Origin of the sequence: Fastidiosibacter lacustris (assembly GCF_003428155.1) — a bacterium.
GTDB lineage: Bacteria > Pseudomonadota > Gammaproteobacteria > Francisellales > Francisellaceae > Caedibacter > Caedibacter lacustris.
This window is the reverse complement of sequence record NZ_QLIR01000001.1, coordinates 19,637-40,187: the sequence shown is the minus strand read 5'-3', so window position 1 is coordinate 40,187 and position 20,551 is coordinate 19,637. Positions and strand designations below refer to the sequence as shown.

Here is a 20,551-nt window from a genome sequence, read left to right as displayed (position 1 = left end):
GCCACTTGTAAACCATTCCCCACTATTATTCATCTTCACTCTCTGGAGTCCAATTTGCTGGAGGCATAAGATAAATGACTTTCCAACCAGACTCAGGTGCATATTGGCTATCAGGCGATGCGACATGAATCTGACCTTTTTTATTAATAAAGAAAAGTGGAACAGCAGTTTGATTTAAGGATATAAATTGCTCCCAATTAAACTCATCTGTTAGCATTGTTGTTTTAACTTGGCCGCCTTGCTTTACCATGCTACGCAAAACCTGGTAGGATAAGTCTCTACTAAACAACCGTTTGGCAAATTTCTTAGTTAAATAAGTAAGCTTAGAATTTGCTTTGTTTTGCGCCGTGGGAAGCACAAAAACAGAAGTTTTCCCCTCAAACTCGCGATAATACTTAACCGCAGCTAAAGTATTCATTTGTTCGCTACTTGAGCATCCAAGCATTCTACCAATGCCTACTAAATTTAAGTGCCAATCAGCATGTTCAGAAACCGAGCTACCATAATAGCAATCCAACCCTTGCAATCGACAAGCTTGTACACTACGCCAACTGGTATCTGCAATCACAACATGAACGCCATTTTGAGTCAGCTCCTTGGCAATGCTACGTGCTAAAGTATTTCCGCCTATCATCAAAAAACCTCTTGGTTCAGGGGCAGATGCATGAAGTATTTTTGCTAAGAATGGAGCTGTTAGACTTTGGATAATGACCGTCCCTAAAATTACCATAAAAACAATTAATACTAATAGCTCGCCTTCTTCTATCAATTCCAGATTCTCAATCACTTTTATTGAAAAAAGTGCTGCTACCGCAGCTGCTACAATTCCACGCGGTGCAATCCAGCTAATCATCACACGCTCACGCCAATTAAGCTCACTACCTAAAATTGAAAGTGCTGCGGCAATAGGACGTACAATAAATTGTAACAATAACACTAAGATAATTGCTTTCCACCAAACTCCCTCCAGATATTCAAAGCTAACATTCGCACCTAAAATAATAAATAAACTTGAAATCAAAATAAGGCTTAAAGACTCCTTAAAATCAAGAATTTCCTCAATATGAGTATTGGGCATATTACCAACGATAATTCCCATCACGGTGACGATCAAAAGACCCCCACCTTCAACAACGTATTCAGCAATCACAAAGCTTGTTACTACAAAAGACAATACAAACATATTATTCAGATAGCTTGGCACCCATTGCTTTTTTAAAATCATCCCTAATAAAAATCCCGTGATAAGTCCGCCAATTCCACCAACTAAAAGCACCGATAAAATATGAGTGCTAATATACCAGAAAGCATCATATTGCGAAGCAGTGATCGCAGTAAAAACAATTACTGCTAATAATGCACCGATTGGATCAACGAGCATACCTTCCCACCGAATAATATTAGCGAGTTTTTCAGTGGGTCTCACACTACGTAAAATTGGCACCACTACGGTCGGTCCACTAACCGATGAAATAGCGCCAATAAGCGCCGAAACCTGCCATGAAATATTAAAAATATAGTGAACAAGCACAGTTGTTAATGTCGCTGTAATTAAAAGACCAATGGTTACGATGTTTCTAACCGTACCACCTAAACCTCTAATTTCACGAAACTTAAGAGTCATACAACCTTCAAACAAAATAATCGATACACAAATCGACACAACAGGATAAAGCATCTTTTCAAATAAAAAGGATGGACGCAGAAACTGATAATGTTCACCAAAGAGTAATTGACTCACAGGTCCTAGTAAAATTCCAACAACAAGCAAGAATAAAATTGCTGGTAATTTTAGCCTCCAAGCTAGCCATTGACAAATAAAACCCAACGATAAAATCACCATGAACACTATTGGAATATACGTTGGTGACAAAAAAAAGTTACTTACTTCCACCTAAGATAAAACCCTTCAATCAATTTGAATAGCATTCATTGTAACAAACGACAAGTGAAGCGAAAGTGTTTTTTATCTGCCGAAGCTCCTTCTCTTTACTTAATTAGGAGTTATCCTTAAACTCTCTTTTAAACGCATGAATATCAGTAATAAAAGCAAGATCAAAACAATTGCTGCTCCAAACCACGGTGAGTAATCTAAAACAAAACCTACCATGTCATACATTTTAATGCCAATTAAACTAAATAATTGGATAAAGCCAACACTAAACGCAGCAAAGATAACAATTAATAATACCGTAATGTTAAAGTGCTTATATTTAGATGAATTCAAGCTGTTTGTATCAACCAGCTTTGTCATAATAATTGCATCCAACGAATCAACCCATGTCATTCCTAATGCAAATGCAATCGGCAAACACAAAATAAGCCATATAGACTCGCCCTGTAAAGACACACTTGCTGCCAACCCTAAAAGAGCGATTTCAGTAGCCGTATCAAACCCTAACCCAAACAAAAATCCAACTGGATACATTTTATAAGGTTTATCAATCAATTTAAAAATAGGTCTAAGCCAATGTGCTAAGGGCGAATAAAGATGTTTACTTTGGTTACGCCTAACCATATGGTACAAAGATACAACATTCATGCTCGCGGTAAGCCATAGAAATGTAATTGATACAATGCTACCGACAAGCGCACCTGTTGCTAACACACCTACTTTTTCTGTTTGAGTTAAACTTACACCGAGTATTACAAAAAAAGTCAGCAAAAATACGACAGTAGAATGTCCCAAAGCAAAAAACAAGCCTGTTGTGATACTTGGTTTATCACTTGCTGCGAGTTTACGTGTAATATTATCAATTGCCACGATATGATCAACGTCAAAGCCATGTCTTAAACCTAGTACAAAAGCGATAAACACCATGCCTAATAACGACAAATGCTGATAGAACATCAATCCAAATACGACCCATAAAACTATACTAACTATAATAAACTTACCAAAAAACCGTTTATCACACATGACTATTTCTCTATTTCTCTATTTCTGTACTGCTGATTCGCTCTAGATTTAAAGTTAAAAAATGTGCTGAACATGAAATACAAGGATCATAGTTACGTATCACCATTTCAGCGTACACTCTTAGCTCATCATCGGATTTATCCAACCCAAACTGAGTTAGTGATTGCTTTAAATCTGCTTCCATACATGCCAAGTTTTGCGCAGTTGGTGGGGTAATGCGTATTTTGGTAGCCCGTCCTTCATCATCAAACTCAAAGTAGTCAATTTGAATACCACGTGGCGCTTCACTTGCTCCCCACGCCTTACTTGCTTTGTAAGTCACATCCACATAAGGCTTTTCTGGATACTCATAATTTTTCAAAATACGTAAAATCTCACCTATAGCGTAATAGCACTCAATTGAACGTGCTAAGATGCTATGAAAGATGTTATTACTTGGGAAAGAGACGCCTGTGCTATTAGCTAAATCCTGTACTTCTTGTGGTAATTTATTAAAATTTAAATTTAAGCGTGTCAATGGTGTCGTCATATAAGGTTTATCATCACGTGTTGAATGCAGTGCCGTGGATTGTGGGGCATGAAATTCATAAAAATATTGATCCCAATCTTCAATTGGGAAGCTCTCTCCTTTATTTGTAACAACATGATCAGCAATAACCGGATATTGCCCACTTTGATCCATTAATGATACTTGTAAAATTTCATCAAAATTTACATCAGGATAAGGTAAAGTTGCAAACCACAGTACCACATCTTTAGCATCAGTCAATGCTTCTTGTAAGCGTGGAATAAGTGCTTTGATTTCTTTTGGTTTAGGCGCACGATAAAAACCACCAACTTTAATTGCACCAGGATGAACAGAACGCCCTCCAAAAAGAGCTAAAATATCATTGCCCAGGTGCTGCAATTTAACACCGCGTTTGATTTCATTTGGGAAGTCTTTTGCCATTTCAATCGCAGAATGATACTTTAAAAAATCAGGCGCTGCTAAAATGTGAGTATGTAGATAATGTGACTCCATCCACTCACCTAAATACATCACACGACGCATTGCTTTAATCCAAGAGGTCACCTCAACACCAAACGCTTTTTCCATTAACGTTACAACACTCATCTGATAGGCCATAGGACAAATACCACAAATACGTGCAACAGCATCAATGATCTCATTAGGCTCACGCCCTTCTAAAAATTTCTCAAAATAGCGCGGAGGTTCATAAATACGAACGTGACATTTGCTGATTTCATTATCTGTAATCTCTAAATCAAGCGCACCCTCTCCTTCAACACGCGCTAAAATAGGGACTTCTATTTTTTTAGTGCTTTTTGCAATGAAACTCATTGCTTATCTCCTGCTTGTTTAAAGCCTTGTTGCTGATTGTTGATAAAATGATATTTACGAGCAATTTGTTCATCAGTAAGCCCCATTGATTTAAGTTTTGCTGTCATTGCATCAAAATTGGCATATTTTGAAACACCATAACAGCCATAACAACCTCTATTAATTTTTGGACAAAGTGCATCACAACCATCAGCAGTAACAGGTCCCAAACATGGTTCATTATATGCAACTATGACACAAGTAATCCCTCTGTGTTTACAAGAAGTACACACAGGATCAACAATTGACTCGGACTCTACTTTAAACAATAACTGACGCACCATATGATACATCTGCTCACCACTGACAGGGCAACCTCTAACCTCAAAGTCCACTTCAACATAATCTTCAATTGCTTTAACCGTATCAAGCTCCTCTTTAGCAATCACATCCGTATGTTGTGGATACACCTCTTTTATCCACTCTTTAAACTCAGCTTTATTAGTGTTATTGCGTAGTGCTTGAATACCACCACTTGTGGCGCACGCACCCATTGCAATCAGATATCTACTATTGTCACGAATCCTTTGAATACGATGCACATCATGCTGGGTGTTAATACTGCCTTCAATAATTGCAATATCCACTTTACAATTTTCATCCACAGGACCTGCTTCTGCAAAATGCCTGATTTCAACAAGTTCTGATAGTTTCAGGAGCTTAACCCCATCATTAATAAATGCAAGTTGGCAACCATCACAAGAGCTAAACTTATGTACCGCCAGCGTTGGTTTACTTGATAAGCCACTTAATTTGTCTTGGGCTGACATCTTAGACCCCCTCAATAGATAGCAGTTTTTCTACAGAAGGATAAGCATAAACTGCACCATCTTTGCAGATAAATTCTTTACCCATTTGACAATGACCACAATGTCCAATTGCACATTTCATGCTCCGCTCTAAACTCACGAAAACTTGATTTGCCGGTACGCCAATATCAATAAAAGCTTTAGCAACATTTTTCATCATAATCTCAGGACCTACACTCATCACATAAGTATTTTGGTAATCCAGTTTAAGATCTTTTACTGTTGCTGTTACAAAACCGTTATACCATTTCCACGGTCCAAAAGGTTTACCTTCCGTTGTCGTAATAATCACTTCTGTATTGTGTGTGTTATGCCAACGCACGTATTTATCCTGATAGATTAATCCCACACTATGACGCACCCCTTGTACAACATAGAGCTTACCGTAGTTATCACGATTTTTTAGGATCATTTCTGTTGCAGCTACTAAAGGTGCATTCCCTAGTCCGCCTGTCATGATCACAACGTCTTTACCCTTGGCTTGTTCAATTGGCCAACAACTACCAAAAGGACCTCGAATACCAATTTTTTCACCTGCTTTTAACTTCTGTATGCCTTTTGTGACGCGTCCAACAACTTGAATGGTGTGCTCAAATAGCTCACGACTAAAGTCTCGATCATTAACGATTGAAATCGCGACCTCTCCTACCCCATATAAATAAATCATATTAAATTGACCAGGCTGAAAGCTATAAGATTGGCGCACTTTCTCATTCATTATACGCAATCGCAGTGTAAAAATATCTCCTGCATCCTTAATAAACTCAATAATTTCTGCTTCGTGTGGCAGGTAGGCATCTTGTGGATAAATCATTTATTTGTCCCCTGACAAATGATATTAATTTCTTCTGTGACATCAATACTCACCGGACACCAAGTAATGCAGCGTCCACAACCAACACAACCTTTGGTACGAAACTGTTCCCGCCACGTTGAAAACTTATGTGTTAACCACTGCCTATAACGATATTTTGGCTTGTCTCGATAAAGCTTACCATGCGTATAGCTATGATCTAAACCAAAGCAAGAATCCCACTCCCGTACATGTGTGCTTTCTTTGCCATCTAAACTTGGTGACTCTTTTTCAGTATGACAAAAACAGGTTGGGCAGGCTTGTGTACAATTTCCACATGATAAACATCGTTTAGCAACATCCTCCCATTTTGGGTGATCATGTTCTTCAAAAAGTGCTTTTTCTACTTGTGCTAAGGGAGGAATAGACTTGTTTTGTTTACCATATACACCATTTACCTTCTGATAGGCTATGTGCGTTTGCGCACCGCTGGCTACTTGCAACTGCAAATATTCAATGAGCATTCTGCCACTATCACCTCCAGACTCAACAACAAATCCATGATCAATTTCCGTCATCGCTAAATCGTAACCTTTATCAGCAAAAGGGGAATCTCCCAAACTTATGCAAAAGCAATTGCTGTGACAGGTTGTACAATTAGCTGCAATAATAAACATCGCTTCACGACGCACCTTATAACGCACATCTTGGTAAGCATTTTCAATAAATACACGATCTTGAATTTCAATTGCCCGTAAATCACAAGGTCTCACACCTAACACTGCATACTTTCGTTTATTTAAACATGACTCAAACTGAAGTGTACCATTTTTATCTCTCTTGACTCGCCATAATTTTTCTTTTTCCTTAAACAGCATCGGCTTAACAGACTGTACCGGTAAGCTCCATCCAAAAGCAGCTTTAGCATTGGTTTTTGTTACTTTATAATGCGCCGGAGATTGCTCATCAATGTATCCCCAGGGTAATTCGGCTGCTTTTTCAATATCATCATACACAATCGCACCTTCGCTTACTATTGGTGCTTTAACCATAAAACCCTCTTGTTTTAAATAATGAATCAAATCATCTAAACTCGTATGTGGTAAAAAATAAAACTGACTCATATTTTCTCCTTTTAGCAAATTCTTGGCAATTGCTCACCACTTAACCAATCAACGCGTCTGATACCACCAAAGCGTGTTTTCATCGTGACATAAGCCTCATTCTCACTTTCTATTTTTGCAATCACAGCTGCATCTTTCCCCTCTGGCTGAGATTGTAAACCTTGAAGGATTTTATCAGTTTCTTGTGCCTCACATACGATTAATACCTTGCCCTCATTTGCAATAAACAAAGGATCTAAGCCCAATAACTCACAGGCTGAACGGACTTCCTCACCCACTGGCAAAGCAGATTCATTTATACAAATACCAACTTGATACTGATAAGCCCATTCATTCAACGTTGCTCCAACTCCACCACGAGTTGGGTCACGCATTGTTTTGACTTTACAACCTGATTGATAAAGCATGTCAATTAAACGATTTAAAGGCATTACATCGCTTTTGACATTACAGTCAAAATTTAAACCTTGACGCTTAGACATCACAGCCACACCATGTTCTGCAATAAAGCCATTGATAATAATGTTATCTCCTTTTTGCAAGGGCGTTCTTGTAACGAAACTTTGTTCAATTACACCTAGCCCAGTTGTATTAATAAAAATACCATCTCCCTTGCCCTTTTCAACAACCTTAGTGTCTCCTGTAACAAGCTTAACTCCGACTTTTTTAGCAGCCTCTGCCATGGAGTTTACGATTTCTTTTAAATCTTTAAGAGGCAGCCCCTCTTCTAAAATAAATCCTACCGATAAATATAACGGCTTTGCGCCTCCTACAACAAGGTCATTGACTGTACCATATACCGCAAGACTTCCAATGTCACCACCAGGAAAAAAATAAGGCGTAATCACATAATTATCAGTGGTCATAGCAAGTTGACCTTTTATTTCTGGCAAGGTGGCTTGATCTTCACCTTGTAACAAGTAATCATTGGCAAATGCTTTTTTCATGAGCTGATCAATAAGGCGATTCATGGCTTTACCACCTGCTCCTATTGCCATATCGACTACACCTGTATTAAAGTTTATCTTCACACTCATACAGAAGAAGCCCTAGACCATTGATATTGATAACGCGCTGCACATGCGCCTTCCGAAGACACCATACAGGCTCCCATAGGTTGCTCTGGGGTACATGCCACACCAAACAACTTGCAGTCTTTTGGCTTTTTTATACCCCTTAAAATATCAGAACAAGCACATGCTTTGTGCTCAATACCTACAACACCCTGAGGAATAGCAAATTCCACTTCCGCATCAAAACGTGCATATTCTTGTTTAATTTTTAAAGCACTTTTAGGGATAAAACCTAATCCTCTCCACTCAAACGTTGGGCATAATTCCAAATAAGTATGAATAAGCCTTTGAGCAAATTCATTACCCGTTGCACTTACTGCGCGAATATATTGATTTTTTACACCAATTTCATTGTTATTGATCATTTCTATCAACATTAAGATCGATTGCAATACATCTAAAGGTTCAAATCCTGCAATCACTATAGGCTTGTGATATTTCGTTGCTACAGAATGATAAGCATTACTACCAATAACAATACTCACATGTGAAGGACCAACAAAACCATTGATTTTAACTTCATCTGATAAAATCGCTTCCATTGCAACTGGTGTTAATACATGATTACAAAATATATAAAAGTTGCCTATATCAGATTTATTTGCTGTATCAATTGCAACAGCAGTAGGCGGTGTTGTTGTCTCAAAACCTATTGCAAAAAAAATGACTTTTTTATTTGACTGAGAAATAGCAAGTTTTACTGCATCTTCAATAGAGTAAACCATACGAACATCTGCACCACGTGCTTTTGCTTTTATCAGACTATCTTGGTTTGTACCTGGTACCCGTAACATATCTGCATAACTACAAAAGATGACATTCTCTTGTCTGGCTAAAAAAATTGCCTGATCAACACGTGAAACAGGTAAAACGCAAACAGGACATCCAGGTCCATGAATCATATGTACATTACTTGGCAAAAGCCCAGCAATCCCATAACGATGGATTGCATGTGTATGTCCACCACAAAACTCCATTAAATGATATTCTCTATCTGGTAATGCTACTTTTTGGATTTTTTCAATCAGCTTGTTTGCTACCCTAGGATCGCGAAAAACCTCAATATAATTCATGACTGATCCTCATTGTTTTAACATCTGAGCAAAGTCAGCTAAAGTCTGTTTGGCTTTTTCTTCATTAAGCTTACTCAATGCAAAGCCCACATGAACAAGCACGTATTCACCCACCTTAATATTTTCTGCCAGCAACACCAAAGAAATCTCTTTATGCACTCCACCAACATTAACAAGCGCCTGTTGATCTTTTTTAAGTGCAATCACTTGTGCAGGAATTGCTAAACACATTTTGTTTCTCCTTCTGGTATTTTTTAGCAGCAAACCAGGCTTGCCCTAAGCTCACACCACCATCGTTTACAGGGACAGACTCAGGAATATAAACAGTTAAACCCCTCTCTTTTAAATGCGCTAATAATAGCGTCAATAACACTTTATTCTGAAAACATCCACCACTTAAAATGACTTGTTTTATGTCTTTGACTTGTGCATTTTTATCCATCCAAACGCTTAACGCATATGCCAACGTGCCATGAAACAAATTACTTGCCTGCGTTTGGTTTGAACTACTTAATAATGCTTTAATCAACCAAGAAATATCCAATTGGTTGTTTGGATTTAATTTGAACAATGCTTCGTCAACGACAGGAGTAATTGCTAATGCCTCTAACTTCATAGCAGCCTCACCTTCAAAACTATTGTAATGACAGATATCTAGTAAACTTGAAATGCCGTCAAATAAGCGTCCCATACTAGTTGTAACAGGTAAACTTGAGCTATTTTGTTGTAACAAATCTAAGAATATTTTTGAATTTCGATGCTCTAACAAATAGTTTGGTACACTAAGGGCAAGTTCAACACATAACGATAAGGCCATACGCCAGGGCTCTTTTTGTACTCTATCCCCACCTAGATAAATCATAGGACTAAGCTCACCTATTTGCTTAAAGCTAAGTTCAGCTATATTACAGTGATATAACTCACCACCTCTTGCAACCCCATCTTCTCCCATACCAAAGCCATCTAAAATAAGTGCTAATGCCTCTCCTTTGATGTTATGTTCAGCAATCACTGATGCAGCATGAGCTTTATGGTGTTGAATTTTATACAAAGGCAAATCAAGACGCTCAACAAAACTGGTTGTATAAAAATCCGGATGTAAATCACACCCTACTGCTGAGAACTTCATACCAAATAGCTTTTGATAATGGTGAAACGCTTTTTGAAAATACTCGATGCTATCCTGATTATCCATATCGCCGATATACTGAGACAAATATGCTTCACTCTTATCAATAAAGCAAAAAGTATTTTTTAATAACGCTCCAGCTGCAAATACGCTTGGAAGCTTCTCTTTTAGTGCTAAAGTTGTAGGTGTAAACCCTCTAGATCGACGAATCATCATCGATTTATTTGCCACAACTCGCATTACACTATCATCACTTTGCATAGCAATTTTACGATTATCATCAACGATTAAATCTGCAATAAAGTGTAATTTTTCTTTTGCTGCCATATTGTTCGCAATAATACTGCCACCAGATAAATTTGCACTTGTTACGATAAGAGCAAGATCATGAGCTTGTTGTAACCACTGCTGTCCTTGAGGTTTTCCTAACAGATAATAAAAAAGCAAATAATCTAACCCTGTTGCCGGCAGCATAAAACCGAGTTCATTTAAACCAGGAGCTAAGCTACTTGGTAGCTTACAATTTTCCTTTTTGCTCAATAATACAATTGGGCGCTGTGGCAAATGCAATAATGTCGATTCTTTGTCACCTACCATAACATATTGCTTTATGCTTTCCATGTTCAAAGACATTAAGGCAAACGGCTTCTGTGGTCGAAACTTCCGTTTACGCAACAAGCTTATGGCTTGTTCATCCTGGGCATTTAGAATCAGTCTAAAACCATTATGGCTTTTCAAAGCTAAGATTCTACCTTGATGTAAAATATCGCTCATCTCATGAAAGTGATGTGACAGTTGTGGCCCACATTTTTCACAAACCGTCGTTTGAGCATGATAGCGCCTATTTAATGGATCTTGATACACTGCCAAGCAAGAAGAACATAACGGAAAATCATTAAACGTTGTTTTATCACGATCGTATGGCAAGGCATCAATCACACTATAACGTGGACCACAGTGAGTACAGCTAACGTAAGGGTAAAGGTAATAACCACTATTTGGTGAAAAGAGTTCTTGTAAACATAAGGTACAAATGGCAGTGTCAATAGGAATTTGTGTTGCACTTTCACCTTGCTCACTCTTTAAAATTTCAAAAGTAGAATATTTTTTTGCAGAATCAACAATACTCATACTGATCATTTCCAATCTTGCTAAAGTTGGCAGATGTGTTTTGATTGCGTCAATAAACAACTGAGCATGTTTGAGTGTGGTGTCTAGTATAATTTCAACACCTCTTGGTGTGTTCTGCACACTACCATTTAACTTAAAATCACGAGCCAAACGATAAATAAAAGGTCTAAAACCCACACCTTGCACAACGCCGTTTGCTACAACCTTCACACAGCCTTTCATAATTTCATACCGTGTTTATTCTTTCTTTAATCAAACTTTTTAGCCAGCTAACCCATATATTTAACCCTTGACCTGTTTTTACAGATAACTCAAACACCCTTGCCTCAGTACGAATCTTACGTATATTATCTATACAGCGCTTAGTATCGAAATCAACATAAGGTAATAAATCTGTTTTATTGATCACAACGGTATCAGCATAATAAAACATATCTGGATACTTAAGAGGTTTATCATCTCCTTCAGTTGTTGAAATCACAGCAATCCGATGATGCTCTCCTAAATCAAACATAGCAGGACAAATCAAATTGCCAACGTTTTCAATAAAAACAAAGCTATTCTCTGCTATTGCTAAATGTTCAAATGCATGACCAACCATGTGGGCATCCAAATGACATGTTTTACCCGTATTGATTTGATAAGCCTGACCACCTACTTTACGTATTCTATCTGCATCGATTTCTGTATGTTGATCGCCTTCTACAACAGCAACTAAATACTTTTGTTGAAGTGCAGAAACTGTCTTTTCAAGTAGTGAAGTCTTACCAGAACCTGGACTGGATACAAAATTTAATGCTACAGCATTTCGTTTGTCTAAATATTCACGATTATGCTTTGCATGATAATCATTGACTTCTAAAATCGCCTTTTCAATTTCAATACTATCAATTCGATGCTCATAATGGTGGTGATCATGCTCATGATAGGTATTACCTTGACATCCACAAGTTGTACACATTTTTGCTCCTTAGATGTGAAAATAAAAAAACGTTCAATTGCTCATTTCAATATTTTTAACCAACATTTCTTGACCACTTAAGATATGCTTCTCATATGATTCACAATTTGGGCAAGCCTGATATAACTTAAATAATCGATACACATAATTGCATCTTAAACACAAAGCCTTACCTTCTTTGAGCTTGACCTCCAGCTGTGCTTTTTCTAAAGGGGTGTCTTTTGCCACAACTGGAAACCAAAATCGGATTGATTCAATATCAACTCCTGCAATCTCGCCTATACTCAGTATTACTTTATTGATCTTATTGGTGCTTTTATACTTCTTTTTTATAAGCTGATCAGATACGATTTTAATGACACTCTGACAAAGAGAAAACTCGTGCATATACTAATTGTCAATCACTTTATTTATTTGCAGAGTAACACAAATCACATTTTTCACTAAAGCGTGCACTACTTATATTTAACCTTTTTATGATACAACGCAAGTTTTTGTTGATTAGAGCTTTTCATTAGCGTCATTATCAGGTTATATTGAAAGCTCACTTGAGTGTAGCTTTTTTTCTCATGTCAGATAAACGATACTTTTTAATATTTAATTGCGGTAGCTCATCAATTAAATTTGCTTTGTTTAATCATCATCAAACTATGGCTATTTTTTTTGGAATTGCAGATAAAATTGGACAAAGTGATGCTTGCTTTTCTTTCGCAAATGCAGCACAAGATAAACAAACGTTCACCCAATCTAATATGAACTATAGACTTGCATTTGGTTTGATTGTAGAAACATTGAAAAGCTATGATTTTTTTGACTGCATTACAGGCATTGGACATAGGGTTGTGCACGGTGGTCATCTTTTCAATGAAGCTGTTATTGTTGATCAAAGCGTAATTACTAAAATCAAACAACTCATTCCTTTAGCACCTTTACATAACCCTGCAAATTTAGCTGGTATCGAATTTTGCTTAACGCACTTCCCTCATATTCCACAAGTCGCAATGTTTGATACCGCGTTTCACCACAGTATTCCTGAACATATTCATCGCTATGCAATTCAAGATACATTTTATTATGATCAACACGTAAGAAAATATGGTTTTCATGGCATTAGTCACCACTATGTTGCTAAAGATGCTGCACAATATTTAGATATCGAAAGAGGCAATTTTATCAGTGCACACCTAGGTAACGGTTGCAGTATTACTGCTATCAAAGAAGGTAAAAGCATTGACACCAGCATGGGATTTACGCCACTAGATGGTCTTGTTATGGGCACACGCTCAGGCGGCATAGATCCTGGAATATTTCAATATCTACACAAACAACTAAAAATAAGCATCGATGAAATCACCACTCTATTGAATAGACAAGGTGGTCTGTTGGCACTTTGCGGCAAAAGTGATATGCGCGACATTAGTAAAATGATTACTCAAGGAAATAAAAAAGCCGAAACTGCATTAGCAATTTTTTGTCACCGTGCTGCAAGCTTCATTGCAAGTTATATGATGTATTTTGATCGTTTTGATGGTCTTATTTTTACCGCTGGAATTGGTGAAAATAGTGCTTTAGTTCGCCAAAAAATCATAAATAACCTTAATAACCTTGATTTTAAAATCAATGATAAATGTAATCAGGCACCAAAAACATATACTGAAATTCAAGCACACAATAGTAAGCGCATCATGGTACTTCCAACCAATGAAGAACTGATGATTGCACAAGCATGTCAGCACTTAATTTAAGTCACTTTAGGAAGGAATAAACATGCCACTCCCGATTGTTTTACTGCCAACCGGTCAAAGTGTTGGACTCTTTTCACTGAAACAGGGTTTAAAACATGCACTTGAAGAACAAGGTTATACGGTTAAACTGTTTAACCCTTTATTTGACTCTAACTTATCTTCTGTCGATATTGAACAATACTTTCGCCAAAATCGTGTAAAGGCATTTTTTGAGCACCTATTGAATATTTATGATCAAAAAAGCGAAGGAACTGATATTATACTAATTGACGGCATATTTATCAAAGAACACAATCATAATGATTTTAAATGGCTCAACACATTTACTTCTCTTTTTAATTCCACTCTGATTCATGCTTTTAATGCAGATGTCGTATTAATCGCAAGACAAGGCAATAAAAACCTCTTAGAGCTTGAAGCACAACTTGAACACTATAAACAGCAAATTCCTAGCCAATCGCTTGTTGGCGCCATTATCACCAAACTCAATGCCCCTATTGATAAATATGGTAATAACCGTTTTAGCTTATTAGATGAATCTTTACCTTCTGTTATGACTAACATGATCACAACAGCAAATATTAAGGAAATGCCTATTTTTAAAAACCATAATTTGACCCTGCTTGGTGTGACCTATTGGCAAGATAAACTTGCTTTTCCACGTGTTATTGATATTGCCAATTGGCTTGGGCTTTCAGCTGTACACGAAAACTTTGATCACAATCGGCGAGTTCAAGTCGTTACTATGTGCTCACGTACTATCGATCATGTTGTAGATGAGCTTAAACCAGGAGTGCTGATTATTACTGCTTCTGACCGTAGTGATATTATTTTGGCAACAACACTTGCGGCGCAAAAAGAAATTCAAATTTCTGGACTCATCCTTACTGCATTTTCACTGGTCAATAAAAATGTGATTGACTTTTGTTTACATACTGCTCAGCAAACTCAACTCCCGATTTTTGCGACTGAAAGTAAAAGCATTAGCACTATTTTAAAACTTGCCGATATTGACTATAGCAGCATTCCAAAAGATGACACTGAGCGCTTAGTGTTGCTTAAAGCTTTAATCGCTGAACATATTGATATTAGAAAAATTGAACAACGACTACAAAAAGGAACTGTCAATAAAAAAATGTCACCTCCTGCATTTCGTCACTATCTTATTAAGCGTGCGACTGAAAAGCAAAAACGTATTGTGCTGCCAGAAGGATACGAACCACGTACAATTGAAGCCGCCATTTTTTGCACTAAACGTAAAGTTGCTGAATGTATTCTACTTGGCAAACGCGAGAAAATTTTAGAAATTGCACAAAAGCATGGTTTAAGCTTCTCTGATACACTCAAAACAATTGATCCAGATAGCATTAAAGAAAAATATGTAGCACCTCTAATTGAGAAGCGTAAGCATAAAGGCATGACAGATGTTTTGGCGCGCGGGAGTTTAGAAGACACTGTCACCCTTGGCACAATGATGCTTGCCATTGGTGATGCAGATGGTTTAGTAGCTGGAGCACTAAATACCACAGCACATACCATCTCTCCTGCATTAAAAATTATTAAAACAAAACCTGAATGCTCAATTGTTTCTTCAGTTTTTTTCATGTGTCTAGAAGATCAAGTATTAGTTTATGGAGACTGTGCAGTTAATCCTGATCCTAATGCACAAGAATTAGCCGAGATTGCTATTCAAAGCGCAGAATCAGCTGATGCGTTTGGAATTGATCCTAAGATCGCGATGATCAGCTACAGCACCGGTCAATCAGGGTATGGCGTTGACGTTGACAAAGTGCGTCAAGCAACAGAAATCGTTAAACAAAAACGACCAGACTTAGTCATTGATGGACCTTTACAATATGACGCTGCAACAACATTGTCTGTTGCTTGCAAAAAAGCGCCACAAAGTCCAGTTGCAGGATATGCCACGGTACTGATTTTTCCTGACCTTAACACAGGAAATACGACTTATAAAGCCGTACAAAGAAGTGCTAATGTGCTAAGTATTGGTCCTATTTTGCAAGGTCTTAACAAGCCTATTAATGATTTATCACGAGGCGCTACAGTGGATGACATTATCTATACTATTGCAATTACCGCAATTCAGGCTGGAGCACATGAGAAAAAATAATAAAATAAACATGGTCGCAACGGGATATCCCATTTAAGAAACACTTATTTACCATACCTATTACCTTACTGCTTCCTAATTATCACGATCATACATCGCTTTAGCTATGAAGGACGTGCTCATAGTAGATCTTGCTAACCATAGGGGAAATAGCATCTTCTACCATCTGCGATAACTGACCATCCTTAACGAATAACCGCTCACCTTGAACGCCATAAAAAATGACATGACTGATATTCATATTCAACGCATTTGCCAAAGCAAGTGAAGGTGCCACACCGATATGATGAGATGATAGAGAACCCTTAATAAATTTAGATATCTCATTCGCTTTCAGACAAAGTATTTCTCCTATTCTCAGACCCGCATTCACCGCATCAATAAGAATAATTTTTTGATAACCCTGCTCTAAAAATCTAAGTAAATTCAAACCAGGTCGATCTACAATCTCAACATCAACTCTATGCTTGGCAATTAATCTTTCTTGGATGTTTTTAGCAACTAACCACCCAAATTGATCATCACCAAAAGGCGAACCAATTCCTACAATAAGGACTTTATGACTTTTTTTATTTCTCACACACCCTCGATGATTTAGTCACTTTATAAAACGAGTAAAATTGTAATGCATTGTTTTTAGATTTTCTTTTGCAATCTAAGTAAAAGCAAGCTTAACTGTTAATCTCTCTGGTTTTTAACATATGCTTATTAGCAAACCAAAGATCAAAACTACATTCTAGTCATTGTTTTTTACTTAGTAGAACAGACGTTTGCAGTTGTATAAAATTTATATACCCTTTCTATATTCACTTTAATTCGGATTGTAACCTAAAAAATAAAAAAACATTCTGTAGAAAAAACTACCATCTTCAACGATTGTCATCTGTTTAATATTTCTATATGCTTAAACGTTCATGTGACTGCCAAACTTCCAAGTGCTTTTCATGCGTCTGAGTTTGCACAATCAATTACTAAAACTGAATCATTAAAGGATAAAAAATGCGTAGCCATTATAGCTCTGACATTAACGAAAAACTGATTGACCAACCAGTAGAAATTTGTGGTTGGGTACATCGCCGCCGTGATCATGGTGGTGTGATTTTTTTAGATATTCGCGATAGAAGTGGCTTGGTTCAATTGATTTATGAACCTCAAAACCAAAATGTATTCACACTTGCAGATCACGTTCGTCATGAATATGTGATAAAAGCTAAAGGTATTGTAAAAGCACGCCCTGAAGGTCAAGAAAATCCAAATCTCGCCAGTGGTAAAATCGAGATTGTTGGACATAAACTTGAGATTATCAGTCATGCCAAACCCATTCCATTTCAAATTGATGAACATCAACACGTTGGTGAAGATGTACGCTTAAAATTTCGCTACATTGATTTGCGACGTCCTGAGATTCAACAACGCTTGATTCAGCGTGCACGCATTTCACAATTCATTCGCCGATTTTTAGATGAGCAAGGTTTTTTAGATATTGAAACACCTTTTTTGACCAAAGCTACACCTGAAGGTGCACGTGACTATTTAGTGCCAAGCAGAAATCATCATGGCAAATTTTACGCCCTACCACAATCACCACAGTTATTTAAACAAATATTGATGGTTTCTGGTTTTGATCGCTACTATCAAATTGTTAAATGTTTTCGTGATGAAGATCTACGCGCTGATCGCCAACCTGAATTTACTCAAGTCGATATTGAAGCCTCATTTATTAATGAGGCACAATTAATGTCTATCGTGGAGAATATGATTCACTCTCTTTTCAAACATACAATCAATGTCGATCTACCACAGAAATTTCCTATTATGAGTTACGCCGAAGCGATGGATAAATATGGTTCTGACAAACCTGACCTGCGCATTCCACTTTATTTTGTTGATGTTAAAGAAATTATGAAAAATGAAGAGTTTAAAGTATTTTCTGCCCCTGCTAACGACAATAACTCTCGCGTCATTGCGATGCGTCTGGCACAAGGTAATAACAAGCTTACGCGTAAAATGCTAGATGATTATACAAAATTTGTCGGCATTTATGGTGCCAAAGGTTTAGCATATGTCAAAGTCAATAATAAAGCACAAGGTAAAGAAGGATTACAATCTCCTATTGTTAAAAATCTCTCTGAACAAGCTCTAGATAAAGTACTTGCTACAACGGGTGCTGAAGATGGTGATATCATTTTCTTTGGCGCAGGACGTACAAATATTGTTAATGACTCTATGGGTGCTCTACGCGTTAAAATTGGTGAGGATTTGCAATTACATACTAAAGAATGGGCACCACTTTGGGTTATTGATTTCCCGATGTTTGAAGAAGCAGATGACCGTTTATATGCACTACATCATCCATTTACTGCACCCAAAGTCGATTCATGTGAAACGCTGATTAGCAATCCAACACAAGCTTTATCACGTGCTTATGATATGGTTATAAACGGCTATGAAGTTGGTGGTGGTTCTATCCGTATTCATGATCAGAAAATGCAACAAACCGTGTTTTCCCTACTTGGTATTAGTGAACAAGAAGCCAAAGAGAAGTTCGGCTTTTTACTTGATGCTTTACAATATGGCGCACCTATCCACGGTGGTATTGCTTTTGGTTTAGACCGTTTAACAATGTTGATTACCCACACCACGAATATCCGCGATGTTATTGCTTTTCCTAAAACACAAACTGCAAGTTGCTTAATGACTGAAGCACCAACCGAAGTAAGTAAAGAACAGCTTTATGAGCTTGCTATTCAAACTGTTATACATGAAAAACCGCATAGCATAGAAAAACCCAAATATCAGACACTTTAAACAAGTAGGTTAAGCTTAAAACCATCTATCTTTCTCTTTTAACCATAAATCCTGCTGATTTTTTTCTTAATTTCCTCTACCATTTGACTGTTCATTTTTCGTTTTACACTTATAAAAAAGGAACCATCATGTCAGAACATTTAGAACGAATTGCTAATGCCTATATACTTGAACAAAGGCGCACACGACGCTGGCGGATATTCTTTAGACTCTGCTGGCTTGTTGTTGCTCTTTTAATCATCGGTCTATTATTTAAAACTTTTAGCACCCCTCCCATTAAAACAGAAGATCACATCGCCTTGGTAAAAGTTGATGGTGTTATTGCTGATGATAGCAATGCTAATGCCACACGTATTAATAACAGCCTAGATGCGGCTTTTGAAGATAAAAACACCAAAGCTGTAATTATTGAAATCAATAGCCCCGGCGGCTCACCTGTTCAATCCGATAATATTTATGAACATATGCGCTATCTCCAAAACAAATATTCAAAAATTCCACTTTATGCCGTATGCCTTGATGTATGTGCATCTGGGGGTTACTATATTGCCTCAGCCGCTAAAGATATCTATACCAATAAAATGACTATCACAGGATCAATCGGTGTGCGTGCTGATGGATTTGGTTTTGTCGAGTTGTTAAAGAAAATTGGTGTAGAACGTAGACTCTATACATCCGGTAAAGATAAGGGGTTTTTGGATCCTTTTGAACCGCAAAGTGCAGCACAAGTAAAAGAAATGGAAGCAATGCTTACCCAAACACATCAAGTCTTTATCAATGCTGTGAAGGCAGTTCGAGGTGACAGACTTAACCTTAAAGCCGAAGATAAGATTTTTTCTGGCATGCCATTTTCTGGCATTCAAGCGAAAGAATATGGTTTAATTGATGACTTTGCATCTGTTGACAGTTTACAACGTGATAAATTCAATAATATGAAAGTCATTAATTTTACTCAACCGTTAAATCTATTTGATCAATTAAGTCAAAAACTGGGCACTGGAGTTATGTATCAAGCTGCTAAAGCCAGTAATTTGAAATTACAATAAAAAGATACGTGCCTCGATGAAATGGACTTCTAATCTAGATGCTCGCTCGTTTGAGCCAACTCAACTTCACAGAACCTAGTGTTAACCATTTAAATTACTCAGCAGCGCTTTACTTTATAATGGCATCCAGAGTGTAAAATTTCCGTTTTCTTTCAACCTGTCTTGCACCCTCTTGTTGAACTTGTAAGAACTCCTTACAAGTTGACTCTTCCGCCAATTCCCCCTCAGCATAGATGTTTTTCAGGTGCATGGTAATATTTTGCGGTTTCACCTGAAATAGTTCTGCCATGTGTGCCTGGGTCAACCACGCGGTTTCATCTTCAATGGTCTGGGTCAGCCAATCCAGAAACGCAGAGAATTCCTCGTAGCGTTTTCTGCCGTAAAGGGTGCGGCCGATATGCCAGTCGGATGTATGAAGAACTTTCATACT

At 37.4% G+C, this 20,551-nt stretch carries 18 protein-coding genes; 4 read left to right on the top strand and 14 right to left on the bottom strand.

Annotated features, from left to right (window positions below):
* Positions 1 to 25: 25 nt before the first annotated feature.
* The 12 genes from DNJ77_RS00185 to hypA all read right to left on the bottom strand — a co-directional run bounded on the left by DNJ77_RS00185 (position 26) and on the right by hypA (position 12,781).
* Positions 26 to 1,873 (bottom strand): cation:proton antiporter, encoded by a 1,848-nt coding sequence (locus DNJ77_RS00185; RefSeq protein WP_157966521.1) that lies wholly within the window; start codon positions 1,871 to 1,873, stop codon positions 26 to 28.
* 120 nt (positions 1,874 to 1,993) lie between these two features.
* Positions 1,994 to 2,920: a HoxN/HupN/NixA family nickel/cobalt transporter gene (locus tag DNJ77_RS00180; RefSeq protein ID WP_116962978.1), complete on the bottom strand. Its 927-nt coding sequence runs from the start codon at positions 2,918 to 2,920 to the stop codon at positions 1,994 to 1,996.
* Positions 2,921 to 2,930: 10 nt separating this feature from the next.
* Complete coding sequence (locus DNJ77_RS00175; protein ID WP_192877915.1) at positions 2,931 to 4,262, bottom strand: Ni/Fe hydrogenase subunit alpha; 1,332 nt, start codon at positions 4,260 to 4,262, stop codon at positions 2,931 to 2,933.
* On the bottom strand, positions 4,259 to 5,071 hold the full coding sequence (locus DNJ77_RS00170; RefSeq protein WP_116962977.1) for an NADH-quinone oxidoreductase subunit B family protein: 813 nt from the start codon (positions 5,069 to 5,071) through the stop codon (positions 4,259 to 4,261). Before DNJ77_RS00170 ends, DNJ77_RS00175 begins: the two co-directional genes overlap by 4 nt.
* 1 nt (position 5,072) lies before the next feature.
* The gene (locus DNJ77_RS00165; protein ID WP_116962976.1) at positions 5,073 to 5,924 is read right to left on the bottom strand and encodes an FAD/NAD(P)-binding protein; all 852 of its coding nucleotides are present in this window, start codon (positions 5,922 to 5,924) and stop codon (positions 5,073 to 5,075) included.
* Positions 5,921 to 7,027 carry a 4Fe-4S dicluster domain-containing protein gene (locus DNJ77_RS00160; RefSeq protein ID WP_116962975.1) on the bottom strand — a complete coding sequence of 369 codons (1,107 nt, stop codon included), beginning with the start codon at positions 7,025 to 7,027 and terminating at the stop codon, positions 5,921 to 5,923. Before DNJ77_RS00160 ends, DNJ77_RS00165 begins: the two co-directional genes overlap by 4 nt.
* Before the next feature lie 11 nt (positions 7,028 to 7,038).
* A complete protein-coding gene (gene hypE / locus DNJ77_RS00155) occupies positions 7,039 to 8,064 on the bottom strand; it encodes a hydrogenase expression/formation protein HypE (RefSeq protein ID WP_116962974.1) in 1,026 nt (341 codons plus the stop codon).
* A complete protein-coding gene (gene hypD / locus DNJ77_RS00150; protein ID WP_116962973.1) occupies positions 8,061 to 9,173 on the bottom strand; it encodes a hydrogenase formation protein HypD in 1,113 nt (370 codons plus the stop codon). Before hypD ends, hypE begins: the two co-directional genes overlap by 4 nt.
* 9 nt (positions 9,174 to 9,182) lie before the next feature.
* Positions 9,183 to 9,404 carry a HypC/HybG/HupF family hydrogenase formation chaperone gene (locus DNJ77_RS00145; RefSeq protein WP_116962972.1) on the bottom strand — a complete coding sequence of 74 codons (222 nt, stop codon included), beginning with the start codon at positions 9,402 to 9,404 and terminating at the stop codon, positions 9,183 to 9,185.
* Positions 9,367 to 11,655, bottom strand: a complete 2,289-nt coding sequence (gene hypF / locus DNJ77_RS00140; RefSeq protein ID WP_116962971.1) for a carbamoyltransferase HypF — start codon at positions 11,653 to 11,655, stop codon at positions 9,367 to 9,369. The genes DNJ77_RS00145 and hypF overlap by 38 nt, the downstream gene beginning before the upstream one ends.
* A 4-nt stretch (positions 11,656 to 11,659) precedes the next feature.
* Positions 11,660 to 12,394 (bottom strand): hydrogenase nickel incorporation protein HypB, encoded by a 735-nt coding sequence (gene hypB / locus DNJ77_RS00135; protein WP_116962970.1) that lies wholly within the window; start codon positions 12,392 to 12,394, stop codon positions 11,660 to 11,662.
* Between the two features lie 33 nt (positions 12,395 to 12,427).
* Positions 12,428 to 12,781: a hydrogenase maturation nickel metallochaperone HypA gene (gene hypA, locus DNJ77_RS00130; RefSeq protein WP_116962969.1), complete on the bottom strand. Its 354-nt coding sequence runs from the start codon at positions 12,779 to 12,781 to the stop codon at positions 12,428 to 12,430.
* A gap of 182 nt (positions 12,782 to 12,963) precedes the next feature.
* Here hypA and DNJ77_RS00125 point away from each other — a divergent pair, with 182 nt between their 5' ends.
* Positions 12,964 to 14,139 (top strand): acetate/propionate family kinase, encoded by a 1,176-nt coding sequence (locus DNJ77_RS00125; RefSeq protein WP_116962968.1) that lies wholly within the window; start codon positions 12,964 to 12,966, stop codon positions 14,137 to 14,139.
* Between the two features lie 22 nt (positions 14,140 to 14,161).
* On the top strand, positions 14,162 to 16,267 hold the full coding sequence (gene pta, locus DNJ77_RS00120; protein WP_116962967.1) for a phosphate acetyltransferase: 2,106 nt from the start codon (positions 14,162 to 14,164) through the stop codon (positions 16,265 to 16,267).
* Between the two features lie 100 nt (positions 16,268 to 16,367).
* Here pta and DNJ77_RS00115 read toward each other — a convergent pair whose 3' ends face one another.
* Positions 16,368 to 16,847: a hydrogenase maturation protease gene (locus DNJ77_RS00115; protein ID WP_116962966.1), complete on the bottom strand. Its 480-nt coding sequence runs from the start codon at positions 16,845 to 16,847 to the stop codon at positions 16,368 to 16,370.
* A gap of 419 nt (positions 16,848 to 17,266) precedes the next feature.
* Between DNJ77_RS00115 and aspS the strand changes: the two genes are divergently transcribed.
* Positions 17,267 to 19,075 carry an aspartate--tRNA ligase gene (gene aspS, locus DNJ77_RS00110; protein ID WP_116962965.1) on the top strand — a complete coding sequence of 603 codons (1,809 nt, stop codon included), beginning with the start codon at positions 17,267 to 17,269 and terminating at the stop codon, positions 19,073 to 19,075.
* Positions 19,076 to 19,203: 128 nt separating this feature from the next.
* A complete protein-coding gene (locus DNJ77_RS00105; RefSeq protein ID WP_116962964.1) occupies positions 19,204 to 20,121 on the top strand; it encodes a S49 family peptidase in 918 nt (305 codons plus the stop codon).
* Positions 20,122 to 20,230: 109 nt separating this feature from the next.
* Here DNJ77_RS00105 and DNJ77_RS10020 read toward each other — a convergent pair whose 3' ends face one another.
* On the bottom strand, positions 20,231 to 20,548 hold the full coding sequence (locus DNJ77_RS10020) for a hypothetical protein (RefSeq protein ID WP_204723343.1): 318 nt from the start codon (positions 20,546 to 20,548) through the stop codon (positions 20,231 to 20,233).
* Positions 20,549 to 20,551 lie beyond the last annotated feature (3 nt).

Bases quoted from the DNA above. Each gene is read 5' to 3' on its own strand.
- DNJ77_RS00180 (WP_116962978.1), bottom strand. From the start codon at position 2,920: ATGTGTGATAAACGGTTTTTTGGTAAGTTTATTATAGTTAGTATAGTT.
- DNJ77_RS00175 (WP_192877915.1), bottom strand. From the start codon at position 4,262: ATGAGTTTCATTGCAAAAAGCACTAAAAAAATAGAAGTCCCTATTTTA.
- DNJ77_RS00170 (WP_116962977.1), bottom strand. From the start codon at position 5,071: ATGTCAGCCCAAGACAAATTAAGTGGCTTATCAAGTAAACCAACGCTG.
- DNJ77_RS00165 (WP_116962976.1), bottom strand. From the start codon at position 5,924: ATGATTTATCCACAAGATGCCTACCTGCCACACGAAGCAGAAATTATT.
- DNJ77_RS00160 (WP_116962975.1), bottom strand. From the start codon at position 7,027: ATGAGTCAGTTTTATTTTTTACCACATACGAGTTTAGATGATTTGATT.
- hypE (WP_116962974.1), bottom strand. From the start codon at position 8,064: ATGAGTGTGAAGATAAACTTTAATACAGGTGTAGTCGATATGGCAATA.
- hypD (WP_116962973.1), bottom strand. From the start codon at position 9,173: ATGAATTATATTGAGGTTTTTCGCGATCCTAGGGTAGCAAACAAGCTG.
- DNJ77_RS00145 (WP_116962972.1), bottom strand. From the start codon at position 9,404: ATGTGTTTAGCAATTCCTGCACAAGTGATTGCACTTAAAAAAGATCAA.
- hypF (WP_116962971.1), bottom strand. From the start codon at position 11,655: ATGAAAGGCTGTGTGAAGGTTGTAGCAAACGGCGTTGTGCAAGGTGTG.
- hypB (WP_116962970.1), bottom strand. From the start codon at position 12,394: ATGTGTACAACTTGTGGATGTCAAGGTAATACCTATCATGAGCATGAT.
- hypA (WP_116962969.1), bottom strand. From the start codon at position 12,781: ATGCACGAGTTTTCTCTTTGTCAGAGTGTCATTAAAATCGTATCTGAT.
- DNJ77_RS00125 (WP_116962968.1), top strand. From the start codon at position 12,964: ATGTCAGATAAACGATACTTTTTAATATTTAATTGCGGTAGCTCATCA.
- pta (WP_116962967.1), top strand. From the start codon at position 14,162: ATGCCACTCCCGATTGTTTTACTGCCAACCGGTCAAAGTGTTGGACTC.
- aspS (WP_116962965.1), top strand. From the start codon at position 17,267: ATGCGTAGCCATTATAGCTCTGACATTAACGAAAAACTGATTGACCAA.
- DNJ77_RS00105 (WP_116962964.1), top strand. From the start codon at position 19,204: ATGTCAGAACATTTAGAACGAATTGCTAATGCCTATATACTTGAACAA.
- DNJ77_RS10020 (WP_204723343.1), bottom strand. From the start codon at position 20,548: ATGAAAGTTCTTCATACATCCGACTGGCATATCGGCCGCACCCTTTAC.